This is a genomic window from Emticicia soli, assembly GCF_037860775.1.
Lineage (GTDB): Bacteria > Bacteroidota > Bacteroidia > Cytophagales > Spirosomataceae > Emticicia > Emticicia soli.
This window is the reverse complement of record NZ_JBBEWC010000001.1, coordinates 253,780-271,768: the sequence shown is the minus strand read 5'-3', so window position 1 is coordinate 271,768 and position 17,989 is coordinate 253,780. Positions and strand designations below refer to the sequence as shown.

Sequence of the window (17,989 nt, the reverse complement as noted above, 5' to 3'; positions counted from 1 at the left end):
GGGCAAATTAAAACAAGTTTTTGATGTTTTTCAAGAATGATTTAGATTTTACTAATATTTATTTGAAACTTAGAAAAAAACATAATTATATACAGTTTTCAAAGAGATTTTATGGGAAAAACAAGAATAAAATAAGTCTTTGCAATTCCCTTAGTTTTAAACAGAAAATGTGATAAATGCCGTTTTCTTTCGGTTTTAAAACTTTTAATTATAAATTTAAAGCCTGTTTAAATTTATAATTATACCTGCAAAAGACAGCTTTGGGCTGTTGATGTAGAAAGAAAAATATTAAAGATTGAACAGACCCTTATCAATTCTCACTAATACCTCATTCAACAATGAAAAAATACTTCATCACCTATTTACTACTCTGCTCGCTCTTTGCATTGGCACAAGATAAACCTAAACCGCCACTTACCTGGAAAGACGTAGGAACCTGGAAAGCTATTCCGGCTTTTGGTGGCACACAATTATCGCCCGATGGCTCGTGGTTTGCTTATGTTTTGAACCCCAATGAAGGCGATGCCGAATTAATTATCAGAAAAACCAGCGATACTACCAAAATCAAATATCCCGTAGGCTCGGGTACTTTTTTTGCTTTTAATTTCTCTGACGATTCTCAATGGATTGCATTTAAAGTTTATCCAAAAGAAAAAGATAAAAAATCTGCACCAAAAGGCCCTGCGGCTAAGCCATTGACCGACAAAGTGTTTCTTGTAAACCTTTCAACCAAAAAGAAAACCGAATTTGAAAGAGTAAAATCTTTTGCTTTTAATGGTGAGCAGTCTTCTGTACTAGCTTTGCACCTGACCCCGACTAACACACCAAGCGGCCCTAATGCTGATAGCCCTAAAGGCTCCGATTTATTATTGTTCGATTTGGCATCGGCTAAAACCCAGAACCTTGGTAATATTTCAGAGTATGCATTCAATAAAAAGGGCGATTGGTTAGCATTAACAGTAGATGCTGCCGAAAAAGCCGGAAATGGTATATGGGTGCGCAATATGACAAGCAACGTTGTGATGATTCTGGATAACGACAAGGCTACTTATAAGTCGTTGAACTGGACAGAAAAAGGCGACGGTTTGGCTTTATTGAAAGGCATAAAAGATGAAAAATATAAAACTGACCTTAACAGCGTGCTGGGTGTGAAAAACTTTAGTGCTGTGCCTGAACTGGTAAGCTATGAGCCAAAGAAAGACTCTGTGGCTTTTCCGAAGGGAATGAGCATTAGTGCCAACAGAACACCGTATTGGTCAGAAGACCTGAGCCAGTTGTTTTTTGGGATTGTAAAGTTAGAACCAGCTAAAAAAGAAACTGCTAAAGCAGATGCTAAGAAAGATTCTACTAAAAAAGGCGAATCGGATGCTGAAAAACTAGCTAAAATCAAGGCCGATACAAGCATTAAAACCATTGCTGATTTAACAAAAGCCATTGCGAAGGTTAAAGCCGACTCGACCAAGAAGGTAGCAGGTGCACCAGAGGCCGACAAAGAAAAACCTGATATGACTATCTGGCATTGGCAGGATAAACGCTTGCAGTCGCGCCAGCAGGTACAAGAAACGCAGGATAAGAACTTTAGTTTCATTGCCAATTATGATGTAAATAGTAAGAAGTTTTTAAGACTAGCCGATAGCAGTGTTAAAAACCTGAACATTGCCCCTAAGCAGTTGTTTGGTATTGGCCAAGATATTACTAACTATGAGCTAGACAATAACCTTGACGGACAAAACTATACCGATGTGTATGTAACTGACCTTAAAACGGGTAAACGCACCAAAGTAATAGAGAAACATTACAGCCCTAATTTCTATGCGAACCCTAACGTTGCGCCAGATGGCACTAAGTTTTTGTATTGGAAAGACGGTAATTGGTTTGTGTATGATTTGAGCGGCCAAACTTCTCGTAATATTTCAGATAAAGCGGGTACTTCGTTTATTGACCAAGAAGACGACCACAATGTACGTAAACCTCCATATAATGTTGTTGGTTGGACAAGCGATAGCCGTTTTGTATTGGTAAGCGATGGCTGGAATATCTGGAAATTATCAGCCGATGCTTCTGCGGCACCACAAAACCTGACTAAAAATGGAAAAACTGAGCAAATTCGCTACCAAAACCGCTTTGTGCTAGACCCTGAAGAAAAAGGTATCGATTTAGCTAAAACACAGTATTTTAAAATATATGGTGAGTGGACAAAGAAAAGTGGCCTTGTTGCATTAGATAACGGTCAGGTAAAAGAGCTGTTGTGGGAAGATGCTTCGATAGGGGGGCTTACCAAAGCTAAAAATGCGAATGCCTATGTATTTAGCCGCCAGACATTTAAAAAATCGCCTGAGTATTATTTGTCAACTTCTGCTAGTTTAGAAAACGGGCAACAGATTAGCCAGAATACGCCATCTTTAGAAAAATATGCATGGTCGCCCTCGGTAAGATTAATTGATTACAAGAGCGATAAAGGTGAAAAACTACAAGGCGCGTTATTTTTACCGGCAGGCTACGAAGCTGGCAAGAAATATCCAACCATAGTTTATTATTACGAAAAACTATCGCAAACGCTCAATAACTTCGCCAATCCGTCGTACCCGGGTGGTGGCTGGAATCCGAGCGTATATACCTCTAATGGCTACGCCGTGTTTATTCCGGATATTGTGTATAAACTTAACGACCCTGGTATGTCGGCCGTATGGTGTGTGATTCCGGGTGTAAAGGCTGCTATTAAAACGGGAGTAATTGATGAAACCAAAATCGGTATTCATGGCCATAGCTGGGGTGGATATCAGACCAGCTTCCTGATTACGCAAACCAATATGTTTAAGGCAGCCGCAGCAGGCGCACCACTGACAGACATGATTTCGATGTATAACCTTATTTATAAAAACACAGGTACTTCTAATGGGGCTATTTTCGAAGCTTCGCAGGGCCGTTTGTTACCTCCTTGGGAAAACTGGGAGGCATACAACCGCAACTCTCCTTTGTATCATGTAAAAAAAGTGAATACACCTTTATTGCTATTGCATAATGATGCCGATGGCGCCGTAGACTTTACACAAGGTATTGAGTACTATAATGCGCTTCGCCGTTTGAAAAAACCTGTGGTATTGATACAGTACAAAGGCGAAAATCACGGCTTAGTAAAGCTACCTAACCGTAAGGACTATGCAATACGTATGATGGAGTTCTTCGATTATCACCTAAAAGGCAAACCTGCACCAGACTGGTTAGATAAGGGCATCGACCGCCTGAATCTTGACGAGCACCTTGATAAACGTGCAATGGGAATTGACTAATAAAAATTAAGTCTTTATTTTAAGTTTACACAAAACGCCTATTTTGAATTTTGCTCAAAATAGGCGTTTTGTATTATATTTTCGTCTAATAATTATATAAGTGGTCTATAATTTGCTATTTTTAAGCGAAACTAAATTAGTGAATGCTTTTATGACTAACCTTTACCCGCCCCAACCTAAAATTGTAGATTATTCGTTTTTAAACCCATCAAAAAGTTTTGCCAGAAATGTAAAAAATGTACTACTTGCTATTGTTGTCTTCTTTATCACCTATCTGGCACTTGTTACAGTAGCCTTTGGCCTGCTTTATTTGTGTATTCTGTTAGGCATTGGTATTTTAAGCCTGGGCTTTGGCTGGTTGACACTTGTTATTGGCTGCGGTGTTATGTGTCTGGGGCTTATGTTTCTGGCTTTTTTACTCAAATTCATTTTTTCGGTACAGAAAGATAGTAACGACAATCGTGCAGAAATTACCAAAGAAGAACACCCACAGCTTTTTGAGTTCATCAATCAATTGGTTAAAGAAGTAAAGTCTCCTTCGCCTAAAAAGGTGTTTATTGTGCCCAATGTAAATGCGGCAGTTTTTTATAATTCCAGTTTCTGGAGTATGTTTTTTCCGGTTCGTAAAAATCTTGAAATAGGCTTAGGGCTTGTTAATTCATTAAACATGAGTGAGTTTAAAGCTGTGCTCGCCCACGAATTCGGGCATTTTTCGCAGCGGAGCATGAAAATAGGTAGCTATGTATATACCGTAAACCGAGCTATTTATAATATGGTGTATGAATACGATAGCTGGGATAAGCTATTAGACCAATGGATTGCCAGCGGTGGCCTATTCAGTATATTTGCCGGTATTACCCGCTTTATGGTAAATGGCGTTCGGTCTTTATTAAGAAAAGCCTACGAGCTAATCAATATCCGCTACATGGGGCTTTCGCGCGAGATGGAATACAATGCCGATTTGATAGCCGTTAGTGCTGCCGGCAATGCGGCTTCTATTTCTGCTTTGCGAAGAATTGGCTTTGGTGGCGAAGCTTATAACAGAGTAATAGACCAACTGAATTTTTTGATAGAAAAACAAAAGCGCACCGATAATATCTACGAAAAACAGTCGGCTATGATTGGCTACATGGTGAAAGAAAAAGAGTTGGACTCTCAAAAAGAACTGCCCGTGCTTACCGACCATTATATGCAGATGACCGCACCTAAAAATAGGGTCTATTTTAAAGACCAATGGTCGTCTCATCCCGAGCAATCAGACAGAGAAGCGAATATTAATACTGTGCTCGTACAAGCCGAAATAAACGAGACTTCGCCTTGGTTGCTGTTTAGTAATCCTGAAAAAATACAAAAAGAGTTAACAGCCCAATTGTATAAAGATGTGCAGGAAAATACTGAAAAACCAACTGAATTTATCAATAAAGCAACTTTTATCAACAGCATCGACGAAAGACGTGAGCAATATAAATACCCTGAGATATTTAAACATTTTTACGATGGCCGTTTCTTGTTCGATGTTAACTTAGATACACTACCGAATGATGCTGGTGAACTAACATTAAACGATGTTTTTAATGAAGAGAACAGAAAACTATTAGATAGCTACTATCAGAATCTGGAAGATAGCCGCATACTAGAAGCTATAAAAAACGGACAGATTCCTACAAAAACATTTGATTTTGATGGTGAAAAATATGAGAAAGAAGCAGCCGAATCTATTTTTGACCAATTAAACAAAGAGATAGAAAAACAGAAAGAAGAGATTACTATTCTGGAAAACAAAGGATTATCGATAGGGTTTCAGCAAGCCCAAAGAAATGGGGTAGAAGAGGAGTTTACAAATAAGCTAAAGCTATATAATGCTCTTATGAGCAAACTGAATGCCTCAGATGCTACCTGTGCCAGAATAGAACAAATACTTAGTTATGTAAGAGAAAATGCCCCATTAGACGAATACAAAATTAAGCCAGCAGAAGACTCGCTTGATGATTTGTATGTAGAAATAACAAATGCATTGACAGAGGTAGATAACTTAGCGGTTCCGACAAAAATACTAGATTTAGAAATCGGAGATTCTTTTCAGAAATATTTACTAAACGAAGACCTGCAAAAGAGTGGTAGAGGCTTTTTTATGGGAGAAAACTTTAATAAATTTTATACCCAGATATACCTCATTAATGAGCGTCTGAACCGTATTTGTATAGTTGCTTTAAGAGACATTATTTATTTTCAGGGAAGTCAGTTTAAAGATTAAAAAAAGAGGGTGTCTGATTTTTCAGACACCCTACGCTTTTCTATTTTATCTTAAAAGCTGCTTTCATTTTATAGCTCAGTTTTATTTTCTGGTATTCAAGGTTGCTGTCTTCCATTGGAGCTGCGTCGGCTCCGGCTGCCATCATTCGCATGTTAGCCATCATAGGCTGTGGCGAGTAGAATTGGTCGTCTAACTCTTCAATTGTAAGCACATCACCCACTTTTTCGTTGATAGACTCTAGCAGATAAGTAGCTTTTTCTTTGGCTGCCTGCAAAGCTTTTATCTTTATCTCTTTTCTGAATTCTTTGATTTGCGAATGGTCAACATGGTCGATATTTACATATTCAATGCCTTTGTCGTCTACTGCATCAAGAATCACATCAGATTTATAAAGGTTATTCATTTTTAGAATATAGCGTTTGCTTTCCAGAAAAAACTGTGGTTTTTTCTTCCCTGTCCAGTTTCTGTAACCTGATATTGCCTTGATAGTCAGATTCTCTCTAGGAAATCCGGCTTTTATAATAGCCGAAATCAATTGTTTCTCCAGCACATCAATTGTTACTTTATCTTTTTGATTTTTCTCATCTTTAAAATACTCTTTGAGCGAAATCGCAAAGTAAATTTCGTCAGGTACAATTTCCATTTCTGACGAACCCGTTACTTCAATTTTCTTAACAGGGTCTTTTGCCATGTTGTCTTGCGCGTTAATTGTGAATGTGTAGCCTAATAAGAGAAAGGCAAAAAGTAATCTTTTCATTGTTGGTTTCTTTTATGTTTAGAAATGAACGTTGTGTTTGGGAAGATTAACGCTTTATATCTTCCAAATGTTACAAATTCCCGTTCATAAAAGTGTTAACATTGCGTTAATGGCTTAAAACACCTTAACGAGCAAACTTTAAACGCTGGCCTTTTTTGCTTTCATCAAACTTGCCATTGGCAAAAACAATATTGCCCGACACAATCGTATGCGTAACTTTCGACTGAAACTCTGTACCCTCAAAAGGTGACCAACCGCATTTGCTGTATAGCCCGCTTTTCTCAACTAAAGTAGTGCTGTTTAGGTCGACTAAGGTTAAATCAGCCCAATAGCCTTCTCTTATGTATCCACGGCGTTCAATCTGAAAACAATCTGCCACAGCGTGCGACATTTTCTGTACAATTTTTTCGAGAGATATTTTGCCTTGTTTATAAAACTCAAGCATCACATTCAATGAGTGTTGTACCAATGGTAGGCCCGATGGTGCCTGCCAGTAAGATTGTTGTTTTTCGTCCCATGTATGCGGAGCGTGGTCAGTAGCAATTACATCAAAATGGTCGTCGAGCAAGGCTTGCAGAAGCTTTTCTTTATGCCCATGTTTAATAGCAGGGTTACATTTTATCTGATTACCCAAACGCTTATAGTCTTCGGCATCAAACCATAAATGGTGCACGCATACTTCAGACGTAATATGTTTGTCAGCAATTGGCCCTTTGGCAAACAGAGGTATTTCTTCGCTGCTTGAAATATGTAGAATATGCAGGCGGGTTTTGTGTTTTTTAGCTAGTTCGACAGCCATTGATGACGACTTGTAGCAAGCCTCTTCGTTTCTGATGATGGCGTGAACATCGTACGGCGGATTATCACCATACAATTCTTTATACTTCTCCAGATTCGCTTTTACTGTTGCTTCGTCTTCGCAATGGGTAGCAATTAATGCAGGGAAATTGGCAAAGACTTTCGACAACACGTGTTCGTCATCTACCAACATATTGCCCGTTGAGCTACCCATAAATATTTTCAGGCCACACACATTCTGTATGTCGGTGCGCATTACTTCATCATAATTATCATTAGATGTACCCATGTAAAATGAGTAATTGGCCAGAGAGCTATCGGCTGCTATCTGATATTTATCTGCCAGTAGGTCTTGCGTAAGCGCATTCGGAACCGTATTGGGCATTTCCATAAAACTGGTTGTACCTCCGGCTACTGCCGCTTTGGCTTCGGTATAAATATTAGCTTTATGAGTAAGCCCCGGCTCACGAAAATGTACCTGATCATCAATCACACCCGGCATCAGATATTTGCCTGTGGCATCAATAATTCTATTGGCTTTTAGTGTAGATAAATCAGCGCCAATTTGTTCTATAATACCGTCTTTAATGAATACATCACGCGGTTCGATTTTCCCTTCGTTGACAAGCAACGCATTTAATATAAGAATAGTCATGTTATACAAAATATAGAATTATGCCACGAAAGTAATAAAATAAACCGAGTAGGGAGATTTTAAGGCTGGATTTATGCAATAGGTATGGGTAAGATTATCTGTTTTAAAAATCTGTCATTAGGCTTAAATCAAGGGTTTCCCCTTATTTACTTAGTCATAGTATAATATTACTTTTGTAACGTCAAACTGTATGCAGCAGCATTAACCTATTTAAGTGCAAAGTAATTTTTGCATAAAAGTAACCCAAAAATAAAAGTATGTACACGCCTATTATTAGAAACACCAGAGTATTAAACCTACTAGAAGAAAAAGCCATTGTGTATATCAAGCACTTAGGTAGTCAACCCTATAATGAAGTAAAATTTGACTGTGGTAAAAAAGTAATCGTAAGTTATAGCCTTAATTATTGGCAAGGTATTTTTCAGGATTTTAAGCGCATCAACAAAAGTGTGCTTATAAATCCACAGAAAATTATTAGCTTGCTCAAAAGCCAAGAGGTAGAACTCAGCGATAATTCCCGATTTACTTATTCACGCCGCAAATACAGAACTCTCTCATAAATTTTATTTCTCTATCAATCATGGACAAATCATTTACTCGCTTATTAATAACGTTGCTTTTAGGTAGCACCTTCTCGGCAAATGCACAAACACCCGAAGAAAGACAAAAAATAGTTCAGTCGTATACTAGCAGCAATGCCCGAATCAGTTCTTTGCAACAACAAGCTCAACAAGATTTTGAGAAAGAAGAAAAAAAGGTAATAGCGTTTTTAGTAAAGAACCCACAATTAAGCAGGAGTTTTGTAAAAAATGGAGCTTTGTATTACCTGAAAAGCATAGATGCCAAGGGGAATCCGGTATATATTAATACTAAAAACCGAGCTTCGGGAGAATTAATTAAAGCAAACCAATTGTATAGTGGTGGTTCTGTAGGAGTAAATATTACAGGTACAAATATGATAGTTGGTATATGGGATGGGGGGCAGGTAAGAGCTACACATGAGTTGCTTTCTGGTAAAGTAAGCATGCAAGCCGGACAAACGCTTGATGGAAGCGCAGATAATTACAAAGGGAATAATCACCAGACACACGTTTCGGGTACTATTGTTGGAAAAGATATTGTAAACCAGCCTTCTGCAAGGGGTATCGCTTACGGGGCGACCGCCAAAAACTATGACTGGACTAACGACCGAGCCGAGATGATTGCTTTTGCCGGGCAAGGCTACCTTATTTCAAATCACTCTTATGGCAATGGTAACGGAGAGGGAGATCCAATCTGGAAGTTCGGTGCTTATGATAGTGATGCTAAAGAATGGGACGAAATTACAAAGAATGCTCCTTACTATTTGCCGTTTGTAGCCGTGGGTAATGAGCAAGACCCTAATGCGCTGGACGACAACAATAAGCATACCAACGGAAACTGGACAAAGCTAGGTTATGATATGGTTACAGGAACATCAGCAGCCAAGAACGTGGTAACCGTAGGAGCTGTAAACGGAGATAAAACGATGTCAAGCTATAGTAACTGGGGCCCGACAGACGATGGCCGTGTAAAGCCTGATGTAGTAGCTAAAGGAACAGGGATTAACTCTTCATTATTTGCCAGCGAAGAAACCAATGTACCATCAGACAATGCGTATAGTGGCAATGGTGAGGGATCAAGCGGTACTTCTTATGCTACGCCTGCGGTGGCGGCTTCGGCGTTGTTGTTACAACAATATTACAATAGCCTTAATGGGTCTTATATGAAAGCCTCTACACTGAAAGCACTTTTGTTAGGCACAGCTGAAGACTTAGGACAACCCGGCCCGGATGCTAAATTTGGTTGGGGCTTAGTAAATGTAGAAAAAGCAGCTAATGCCATTAAATACAGAAGCACATCTGTAAATCCTTCGGGTCAGACACATACTGATACAGAAAGTAAGGGTGCATATATTGAAGAAATTTCCTACAATCCTGCTAATGATTCGAACACCGAAATGTATAGAACCGTGAAAGCCAGCGGTTGTGAGCCTTTGATTGTTTCAATTGCCTGGACAGACGATGAAGGAACTGAGCAAGTAGAAGAAGATGGTATTGACAACACCAGTGGCCGAATGGTTTATGATTTTGATATGTTGGTAAAAAATATGACTACTAATGCCGAAACTCGCACATGGAAACCACGAATGATGTCGCAGAGAACTTTAGATGCAACTATTTCGACCACATGGTTTGACGGGAACGGTAATAACTATAAACAGGTAAAGATTACTAATCCTACCCCGAATCAGGAATATAGAATTGCTGTTAGAAAGAAATCCTCTTCGCCTGCTACTGCTAGAATGGTGTCTATGGTAGTTTCAGGCACTTTAATGGCAGCACCAACCGGAGCAGCGAATCAGACAGTTGCCGATGGCTCTACTATAGCTGATATAGTGGTAGCAGGCACAGGCATTAAGTGGTACAATGCTGCAACAGGAGGAAATTTATTAAACAGCTCAACAACTTTAATTAGTGGTAGCACCTATTATGCTTCACAAACCATAAATGGTTGCGAAGGTGCAAGATTAGCTGTTACAGTTACGCTCGACGGCGAAGGTTCACCTTGTCCAGAAACGCTTACGCTTGTAAATCCTACCAATAACTTAGCTACAGGCGCTACTACCTTTAGAGCAGCCAATTCTATTACAGCAAGCAATATTATTTCAGGTTCAGCCAAGGTAACCATGAGGGCAGGCAACAAAATAGAATTAAAGCCGGGTGCTAATGGAAACGGAAATACTTTTGAAGCAACCACTGGAACTGTATTTGTGGCATCAATTGAAGGATGTGATAATTAATTTATAAAGATTTATTGCAAATGGGGTTGAAGAACTGGCAAATGCTTGATTAGGGACTCCGTCAGGAACGTAGGAAAGTTTAATGTTTCAGCAATACATTAAACACCTACGGACTGCGGAAAACAAAACGGGATAATCGCATTACGCAACTACCCCGTTTCTACTCTTATCATAGGTTATGTTTGTTTCTTAAATCATCCGTCGTAATTTAAAGCTGGTAAATATGAGTTGCCCTTTGCGCCTTACAAAAAGCTCTACTTCTTTACCTTCTTTTCTTGACAGGATTTTGTAAATCTCGCTGATAGCCATGTCTTTCACATTCTGATTATTCACAAAAATAACTTCATCGCCCTCTGCTAAACCTGCTTCAGCTGCCGGAGAGTTTTCAAGTACTCTATTAATAAAGTATTGATTAAACTGGTCGCCTCTTGCTCTCACATCCATACCACTCATATCGTGCTCAAAGGTTTCTTTCATGCGGTTTTTGATAGGCTTCAAAATCATGTAGCCATCTCTGTAATTAAGGGTTACAGTAAAGCGTCTCAATAACTCGCAACCAATACTCCCTTGGCGGCCTTCAGTAGATGGCGGGAACTTCATACTGAAAGAAAGGCTATCCGGAAACGAAGCCAGAATGTCTTTCATTTCGAGCGTGCCCATTCGTATTTTATCTACTCTACCAATATGCCCGTTGATTTCGCCATTCAGCCCTCTTCCCAAATTGGCTCTCATAACTTTCTGAGGTAACTGAATAGGTTCTTTCTCACTCGCATTCAAGAGAAGGGCGTGTCCTGCGCCAGTATCAATCACTAAGCGCATCGGAATCTCCTTATCGTTACGCACCATTGCAATCGCATCGGTATAAGGTTTCGACTGGGTAAGTACAATCGGATAAATTGTGCCCATCGACTGTTTGTACTTAAACTTATTGGGGTCAGTAAACGAGAGTATTTTATGCTCGAAGTCGATAGTTACTACAAAATTGTTGAAAATGTCGTGGCCAAAAATGCCATGAATAGGTACACCGAGAAACTCGGATAATTTCAGTACGTCATCATCTAACACAACCATATTTTGTTGTGAAGCTACTATATCGCCCATTCTGATAGTATGCCCAACCGATACATTGGCCATCAACTCGCCTCCTTCACCTGCGCCTGTTATTTTTACCCGGCGTACATACTTTAAATCAAGTGTCGAGGCTCTTTGGGGGTCGGTTACAATAGTTGAGGTTACTCCTGTGTCTAAAATAAAACGCAGGGTATCTGAATCGTCAATAGTTGCTTTTAAAACAATAAGATTAGCATGTAGGTCAAACGGGAATTTAGCGAATTTCTGTTTTTTCCCTCTAAAATGATACCCATATCTGGTATCCTTTTTTCTATCTTTCTTTCTGTCTTTTTGAGCAAAAGCCAACTGGCTAGTAATCAATAAGATAGCTATTATGCTGAGTCTGTACAACTTTTCCATAGCTATAGCCTTTTCGGTAAATCTTGGTATTAAAATTCTAAGGAAATTTAGAACATTTTTTAGTCAAACAAAAGTTTTTTCAAAAGAGTTTTAACTTGTAAGGCTATTTTTTATACTTTTTTGAAAAAAAAACGAAGAGCCTGTTTAAATTTTATAATTCTGACCAGAAATTCTGTTTTTCAGGTCTGATTATAAAATTTAAACAGGCTCTAAAGAGGCCAAATATCCTTAAAATTAAACTGCTTTTACGTCCCTCACATACTTTACTACATCGGTTTTAAGGTCGGCTGCTGACTCCAAAACACGTATAAACTGGCTGCCAATAATAGCACCTGCGGCGTATTCTGACGCTTTCGTAAATGTATAGTGGTCTTTTATACCAAAACCAATCAATCTTGGGTTTTTCAGGTTCATGGCGTTTACCCTGTTGAAGTAAGTCTCCATTTCAGGCGAAATACCCGAGGTTTTACCTGTAACACTGGCGCTACTTACCATGTAGATGAACCCATCTGAAATCTCGTCGATACGGCGTATACGAGCCTCGGTTGTTTGAGGGGTTATCAGAAATATATTCAGCAAACCATATTTGTCAAAAACAGGCTTGTATTCTTCATAATATTCTTCCATAGGGAGGTCGGGCAGAATCAAACCATCTACGCCTACTTCCTGGCATTTCTGGCAGAAGTTTTCAATACCAAACTGCATAACCGGATTAAGGTAACCCATCAGAATAACAGGTATCTGTACTTTTTCTCGCATATTTTGTAACTGCTCAAAAAGTATTTTCAGGCTCATGCCATTATCTAAAGCTATCTGGTTAGACTGCTGAATGGTTTCGCCGTCGGCCACGGGGTCAGAATACGGCATGCCAATTTCGGCAATATCGGCACCTGCTTCCTGCAATGCTTCCAGAATTGGCATCGTATCGTTTAATGTTGGATACCCGGCCGTAAAGTATAGGTTCAATACCTTATCAAGCTTAGTTTGAAAAAGCTTTGTTATACGATTCATAAGTAAATATAATAAGAGAATATATAAGCGAAGATAAAATACAGGCGAGCACGAATGAGTATTCGAATAGTATTGCCCGCCTGAAAGAAGCTATTATTTGCCTGCCCAGTAATCTAACACTAAAACTTTATCAAGATGCGGCCCTAACACACCAACAAAGGCCTTGTGTGCAGGGTGTGGCAGATAAACCTCACGGTCTTTTTCTGATTTGAAACTCACAAAAAACAGATGAGTAAATCCTTGGTTCAGGTTCTCAGGGCTGTTGTTGGTTCCCCATTCAAAATCTGCAATTTCTTTGATCTGGCTTGGAAGTGCTCTGAAAGCATCTTCTACTTTCTTTATGTCTTCTGGGCTGCTAGAGTCTTTAAATTTGAATAAAACAGCGTGGCGAAGAAGTTTCGCAGGCTCTTTTTTTTGTGCGTTTGCCATGTAAAAAAGGGGTAATAAAGCGATGGTTAACAGAAGGGTTTTCATTTTATATATAGTTATTTGACAGAATTGCTTACAGATATTTCATATAAGTGGCAAGGTCTTTATCGCCACGACCTGATAGATTGATAACTACCGTTTCGTTTGGCTTGGCTTCAAGGTATTTCAAAACCCCAAGGGCATGAGCTGACTCTATAGCGGGAATAATACCTTCGAGTTTGGTAAGTTCAAAACCTGCCTCAATAGATTCTTCGTCGGTTATAGCAAAGAATTTCGCACGGCCTGACTCCCATAGGTGCGCATGAAGCGGACCAATGCCCGGATAATCGAGTCCGGCAGAAATACTGTGTGGTTCTACTACTTGTCCGTCTTCGGTTTGCATTAATATACTCTTACTGCCATGCAATACACCCGGCTTGCCCAGAAACGTAGTAGCGGCCGATAGACCAGAGTTAATGCCATGCCCACCTGCTTCGGCTGCAATGATTTTTACCGATGGTTCGTCAAGGAAATGATAGAATGCTCCGGCGGCATTAGAGCCACCACCTACGCAAGCAACTACATAGTCGGGTGTTTCTTTACCTGTTTTTTCCAGAAGTTGAGAGCGCATTTCGGCTGAAATAACCGATTGGAATCGAGCTACCATGTCAGGGTATGGGTGCGGACCAACTACACTGCCAATGATATAGTGTGTATCTACCGGATTATTAATCCAATGTCTCAGGGCTTCGTTAGTGGCATCTTTCAGGGTTTTTGAACCACTGGTAGCAGGCCGAACTTCTGCTCCGAGCATTTTCATACGAGCCACATTAGGTGCCTGGCGCTCAATGTCAATTTCGCCCATGTAAACGATACATTCAAGACCCATTAAGGCACAAACCGTAGCTGTTGCTACTCCGTGCTGACCTGCACCCGTTTCGGCTACTATTTTGTGTTTACCAAGGCGTTTGGCTAAAAGTATCTGCCCGATAGTGTTGTTTACCTTATGTGCACCCGTATGGCACAGGTCTTCACGTTTCAGATAAACATTGGTATTGTATTTTTCTGACAAGCGATTGGCAAAGTACAAAGGCGTAGGCCGACCTACATAGTCTTTTAGTAAACCATGAAATTCTTCCTGAAAATCAGAGCTATAAATAATATCCAGATAACTCTTCTGTAGTTCTTCTACATTCGGGTACAGCATTTCGGGGATATAAGCCCCGCCAAACTGTCCGTAATAGCCTTTTTCGTTTACTCCAAATGCTGTTTCTTTACCTATATAGTTTTCTGTACTTGTCATTTTGTTTATTTTTCTAACGTAAATTGTCTATCATACCTGTATAGTTTTTCTTTCTTTTAGTTTGGTAATCAATTCGGCTATTTTCTCAATGTCTTTTACACCCGGCTCAATCTCAAATTTACTGTTTACGTCAATCACATAAGGTTTAGGTGTAATGTTCTGTAGTTCGTCGAGGTTATCAAGGCTGATGCCTCCGGCCAGAAAATAGGGTTTCTCGTTATCATACTTTTTCAGAATACTCCAGTCGAAGGTTACGCCGTTTCCGCCATAGCTTTCGCCTTTTGCATCAAAAAGAAAGAAGTCAACATGAGGTTTATAATTGTTTAACTGACTAAAGATGAATGATTCATCCAGACGAAATGCCTTTATGATATTTACACCTTTTGTACGTAAGCTTTTACAGAAATCTGGCGTTTCGTTGCCGTGTAATTGCACATAATTAAGTCCGTATTTTCTTACGTTTTGTAAGATGTAATCAACAGTTGCATTTACAAATACGCCCACTTTCCTGATTTCTCTCGGTATCGACAAAATCAGGTCAATATCCGGTTGATTCCCTGCATATCTTGGCGATTTATCGTAAAGAATAAAGCCAATGAAGTCAGGTTTTAGCTCAATAAGCTCTTTGAGATTTTCGGCATCTCGCATGCCACATACTTTCAGTTTCATAAAAAATATTTCCTAGCCCCCAAGGAAATTTAATTTTACTCATACTCGGGACAAAAGCATGAACTTTAGAAAAACTAACAAAACGATGTCAAAATTAGCATTTTTTATTAGATTTTAGCAATAAATTCAGCGAGTTTTGCTCCCGGATTTTCGTTTTTCATGAAAGTTTCACCGATTAAAAAACCTTTATAACCTACCGATTTCAATAAATTAATTGTCTCGGGCTGGCTTATACAGCTCTCAGAAATCTTTACGATGCGGGCAGGAATTTTATCGGCCAAGGCCAACGAAGCGTTTACATTGTTTTCGGCAAAATTCTTAAGGTTTCGGTTATTTACGCCAATGATGTCGACATTTTCCAGGGGGCTTCTGGCAAGTTCTTCTTCATCGTGTATCTCCAGCAATACTTCTAGGCCTAATTCATGTGCTTTTTTGCTCAATTCTTCAATCTGGATTGGGCTTAAGCAGGCTGCAATAAGCAGTATTACATCTGCACCCCAAGCTTTGGCTTCATAGATCTGATAGGTGTCAATCATGAAGTCTTTACGCAAAATAGGGGTGTTGGGGTTAGCCTCTCTGGCTTTGTGTAAATCTTCTTTTGTGCCGCCAAAGAAATCGGTATCAGTTAGCACAGATAAACCTGCTGCTCCTGCTTTTGCGTAGCCATTTGTTACAAATTCAACAGTTAATTGGTCGTTTATTACACCTTTCGATGGCGATTTACGCTTATGCTCTGCAATAATACCAGTTGAGCCATCGGCTGATAACCGTGCACTTAAAGAAACAGTTTTTCGAGAGAAAAGGGGGGCTTTTTCTAATTCTTCAATCGAAATTTCTGCCTTGGCTTCTGCTACCTCTATTGCTTTCTGGGCAACTATTTTATCTAAAATTGTCATGTTATATATAAGTATGCCACACGTGGTTTTGTTGGTTATTCAGCAACTAATTGCTTTAGAGCATTCAGGGCTCTTTTGCTTTCTAATGATTCTTTGGCTTGCGCAATGCCTTCGGCAATAGTAATGCCTTTGGCTACGCTTAGCGCTACACCGGCATTGGCTAATACTACATTGGTTTGGGCCTTAGTGCCTCGGTTTTCGAGAATATTTACTAAGATATTGGCCGATTCTTCAAGCGTACTGCCCCCATGCAAAGCTGATTGGTCTGTTAAATCAAAGCTAAAGTGCGTAGGGGAGTACACAACCACTTCGTGGCGTGTACCGATGTTAAAATCGTTGGTAAACGATATTTCGTCATAGCCGCCTAAATCATAAATAATACCAAATTGTGCTGCCGAACGCTTGAATAATTGAGTGTATAAATCAAACACCTTCATATCATAAACCCCCGTTAACTGCTTTTGCACTTTGGCAGGGTTCAGGAGCGGGCCAAGCATATTGAAAAAGGTTTTAAGCGCTAACTCTTTACGTATGGGTGCTACGTATTTCATGGCCGGATGAAACAGAGGTGCGTGCATATAGCAAATGCCTGCTGTTTCTATCTTGCGTTTCAGAAAATCAATATCGTTGGTAAATTTCACGCCCAGATACTCAAGTACTGTACTAGAGCCAACGGCAGACGAAACACCATGATTACCGTGCTTGGCAATGGTTTGTCCGGCACCGGCTACTACAAATGCCGAGGTAGTAGATATATTGAATGTATCTTTGCCATCGCCACCTGTGCCGCACACATCCATTGGGTCGTATTCAGCTAGATCAGTAGGCACTGCTAACTCAAGCATAGCTTGTTGAAAACCTTCTAGTTCTTCTACTGTAATGCCACGCATCTGTATTCCCATCAGAAATGCGGCAATCTGCGAAGTATTACATTCTCCACGCCCTATCAGCAATAAGGCTTCTTTGGCTTCCTGTGTTGAAAGCGCCTGATTCTGGAGTAAAATCTGTAAGTATTGTTTCATAGGTATAGTGCGGCAAATTATTTACGTAACCAGTTTTCAACCATTTTCACGCCATGTTGTGTAAGGTAAGCCTCCGGGTGAAACTGTACTCCTCTCACATCGTATTTTGTATGCGCTTCGGCCATCACGTAGCCTTTTTCGTCTACGGCTGTTACTTTCAATTCGGCAGGCATTGTTTCTGGTACAACTGTCCATGAGTGATAGCGGCAAACTTCTATTTTTTCTGGTACGCCCTGAAACAACACTTCGTCTTTATCGGTGATGATACACGGCGTAGTAACACCATGCAATACATCGCCCATGTTATGGAGTTTGGCCCCAAAGGCTTCGCCAATAGCCTGATGACCCAGGCAAACCCCGAAAATGCTTTTCTTTGGCGCATATTCTTTAATGAGGTCAATCATAATGCCTGCTTCTTCGGGAATACCAGGCCCGGGCGAAAGCAGAATTTTATCGTATTTATCAACTTCTTCCAAAGTGATTTTATCGTTTCTAAAAACATCTACGTTTCCGCCCAGGTCTTTCAGAATATAGACCAGGTTATAAACGAATGAATCATAATTATCAAGAACCAGAATTTTCATTTTGAATATTTTTATAAAATTATTACATCAAGTTTTACTCGTTCTACACTT

General features: G+C 39.7%; 14 protein-coding genes. 4 read left to right on the top strand and 10 right to left on the bottom strand.

Annotated features, from left to right (window positions below):
* The first annotated feature begins 338 nt into the window (after nt 1-338).
* Both WAE64_RS01215 and WAE64_RS01210 read left to right on the top strand, forming a co-directional pair.
* Nucleotides 339-3,290, top strand: a complete 2,952-nt coding sequence (locus WAE64_RS01215; RefSeq protein WP_340233568.1) for a S9 family peptidase — start codon at nt 339-341, stop codon at nt 3,288-3,290.
* A gap of 151 nt (nt 3,291-3,441) precedes the next feature.
* Nucleotides 3,442-5,544 carry a M48 family metallopeptidase gene (locus WAE64_RS01210; RefSeq protein WP_340233566.1) on the top strand — a complete coding sequence of 701 codons (2,103 nt, stop codon included), beginning with the start codon at nt 3,442-3,444 and terminating at the stop codon, nt 5,542-5,544.
* 40 nt (nt 5,545-5,584) lie between these two features.
* Here the strand turns inward: WAE64_RS01210 and WAE64_RS01205 are convergent, their stop codons facing one another.
* Complete coding sequence (locus WAE64_RS01205) at nt 5,585-6,301, bottom strand: SIMPL domain-containing protein (protein ID WP_340233564.1); 717 nt, start codon at nt 6,299-6,301, stop codon at nt 5,585-5,587.
* Nucleotides 6,302-6,425: 124 nt separating this feature from the next.
* Nucleotides 6,426-7,754 carry a dihydroorotase gene (locus tag WAE64_RS01200; protein ID WP_340233562.1) on the bottom strand — a complete coding sequence of 443 codons (1,329 nt, stop codon included), beginning with the start codon at nt 7,752-7,754 and terminating at the stop codon, nt 6,426-6,428.
* A 257-nt stretch (nt 7,755-8,011) separates the two neighbouring features.
* On the opposite strand from WAE64_RS01200, the gene WAE64_RS01195 reads away from it, so the two are divergent.
* Nucleotides 8,012-8,314, top strand: coding sequence for a LytTR family transcriptional regulator DNA-binding domain-containing protein (locus WAE64_RS01195; RefSeq protein ID WP_340233560.1), 303 nt, complete (start codon nt 8,012-8,014; stop codon nt 8,312-8,314).
* A 20-nt stretch (nt 8,315-8,334) separates the two neighbouring features.
* On the top strand, nt 8,335-10,575 hold the full coding sequence (locus WAE64_RS01190; protein WP_340233558.1) for a S8 family serine peptidase: 2,241 nt from the start codon (nt 8,335-8,337) through the stop codon (nt 10,573-10,575).
* 189 nt (nt 10,576-10,764) lie between these two features.
* Here WAE64_RS01190 and WAE64_RS01185 read toward each other — a convergent pair whose 3' ends face one another.
* The 8 genes from WAE64_RS01185 to WAE64_RS01150 form a co-directional block, all read right to left on the bottom strand.
* Nucleotides 10,765-12,045: an aspartyl protease family protein gene (locus WAE64_RS01185; protein ID WP_340233556.1), complete on the bottom strand. Its 1,281-nt coding sequence runs from the start codon at nt 12,043-12,045 to the stop codon at nt 10,765-10,767.
* 234 nt (nt 12,046-12,279) lie between these two features.
* The gene (gene trpA, locus WAE64_RS01180) at nt 12,280-13,056 is read right to left on the bottom strand and encodes a tryptophan synthase subunit alpha (RefSeq protein ID WP_340233554.1); all 777 of its coding nucleotides are present in this window, start codon (nt 13,054-13,056) and stop codon (nt 12,280-12,282) included.
* Nucleotides 13,057-13,149: 93 nt separating this feature from the next.
* Nucleotides 13,150-13,485 carry a Dabb family protein gene (locus WAE64_RS01175; RefSeq protein WP_340233552.1) on the bottom strand — a complete coding sequence of 112 codons (336 nt, stop codon included), beginning with the start codon at nt 13,483-13,485 and terminating at the stop codon, nt 13,150-13,152.
* Nucleotides 13,486-13,558: 73 nt separating this feature from the next.
* Nucleotides 13,559-14,767 carry a tryptophan synthase subunit beta gene (trpB, locus tag WAE64_RS01170; protein ID WP_340233550.1) on the bottom strand — a complete coding sequence of 403 codons (1,209 nt, stop codon included), beginning with the start codon at nt 14,765-14,767 and terminating at the stop codon, nt 13,559-13,561.
* 30 nt (nt 14,768-14,797) lie between these two features.
* Complete coding sequence (locus tag WAE64_RS01165) at nt 14,798-15,436, bottom strand: phosphoribosylanthranilate isomerase (protein ID WP_340233548.1); 639 nt, start codon at nt 15,434-15,436, stop codon at nt 14,798-14,800.
* Nucleotides 15,437-15,543: 107 nt separating this feature from the next.
* A complete protein-coding gene (gene trpC, locus WAE64_RS01160) occupies nt 15,544-16,332 on the bottom strand; it encodes an indole-3-glycerol phosphate synthase TrpC (RefSeq protein WP_340233547.1) in 789 nt (262 codons plus the stop codon).
* A 35-nt stretch (nt 16,333-16,367) separates the two neighbouring features.
* Entirely contained in the window at nt 16,368-17,354 is a 987-nt protein-coding gene (trpD, locus tag WAE64_RS01155) for an anthranilate phosphoribosyltransferase (protein WP_340233545.1), read from the bottom strand.
* A gap of 17 nt (nt 17,355-17,371) precedes the next feature.
* The gene (locus WAE64_RS01150; RefSeq protein ID WP_340233542.1) at nt 17,372-17,938 is read right to left on the bottom strand and encodes an anthranilate synthase component II; all 567 of its coding nucleotides are present in this window, start codon (nt 17,936-17,938) and stop codon (nt 17,372-17,374) included.
* Nucleotides 17,939-17,989: the final 51 nt, after the last annotated feature.

Excerpts from the sequence above, each read along its gene's own strand:
- WAE64_RS01210 (WP_340233566.1), top strand. The coding sequence starts at position 3,442 with ATGACTAACCTTTACCCGCCCCAACCTAAAATTGTAGATTATTCGTTT.
- WAE64_RS01150 (WP_340233542.1), bottom strand. The coding sequence starts at position 17,938 with ATGAAAATTCTGGTTCTTGATAATTATGATTCATTCGTTTATAACCTG.
- WAE64_RS01185 (WP_340233556.1), bottom strand. The coding sequence starts at position 12,045 with ATGGAAAAGTTGTACAGACTCAGCATAATAGCTATCTTATTGATTACT.
- WAE64_RS01190 (WP_340233558.1), top strand. The coding sequence starts at position 8,335 with ATGGACAAATCATTTACTCGCTTATTAATAACGTTGCTTTTAGGTAGC.
- WAE64_RS01165 (WP_340233548.1), bottom strand. The coding sequence starts at position 15,436 with ATGAAACTGAAAGTATGTGGCATGCGAGATGCCGAAAATCTCAAAGAG.
- trpD (WP_340233545.1), bottom strand. The coding sequence starts at position 17,354 with ATGAAACAATACTTACAGATTTTACTCCAGAATCAGGCGCTTTCAACA.
- trpA (WP_340233554.1), bottom strand. The coding sequence starts at position 13,056 with ATGAATCGTATAACAAAGCTTTTTCAAACTAAGCTTGATAAGGTATTG.
- WAE64_RS01195 (WP_340233560.1), top strand. The coding sequence starts at position 8,012 with ATGTACACGCCTATTATTAGAAACACCAGAGTATTAAACCTACTAGAA.
- WAE64_RS01215 (WP_340233568.1), top strand. The coding sequence starts at position 339 with ATGAAAAAATACTTCATCACCTATTTACTACTCTGCTCGCTCTTTGCA.
- trpC (WP_340233547.1), bottom strand. The coding sequence starts at position 16,332 with ATGACAATTTTAGATAAAATAGTTGCCCAGAAAGCAATAGAGGTAGCA.
- WAE64_RS01175 (WP_340233552.1), bottom strand. The coding sequence starts at position 13,485 with ATGGCAAACGCACAAAAAAAAGAGCCTGCGAAACTTCTTCGCCACGCT.
- WAE64_RS01200 (WP_340233562.1), bottom strand. The coding sequence starts at position 7,754 with ATGACTATTCTTATATTAAATGCGTTGCTTGTCAACGAAGGGAAAATC.
- trpB (WP_340233550.1), bottom strand. The coding sequence starts at position 14,767 with ATGACAAGTACAGAAAACTATATAGGTAAAGAAACAGCATTTGGAGTA.
- WAE64_RS01205 (WP_340233564.1), bottom strand. The coding sequence starts at position 6,301 with ATGAAAAGATTACTTTTTGCCTTTCTCTTATTAGGCTACACATTCACA.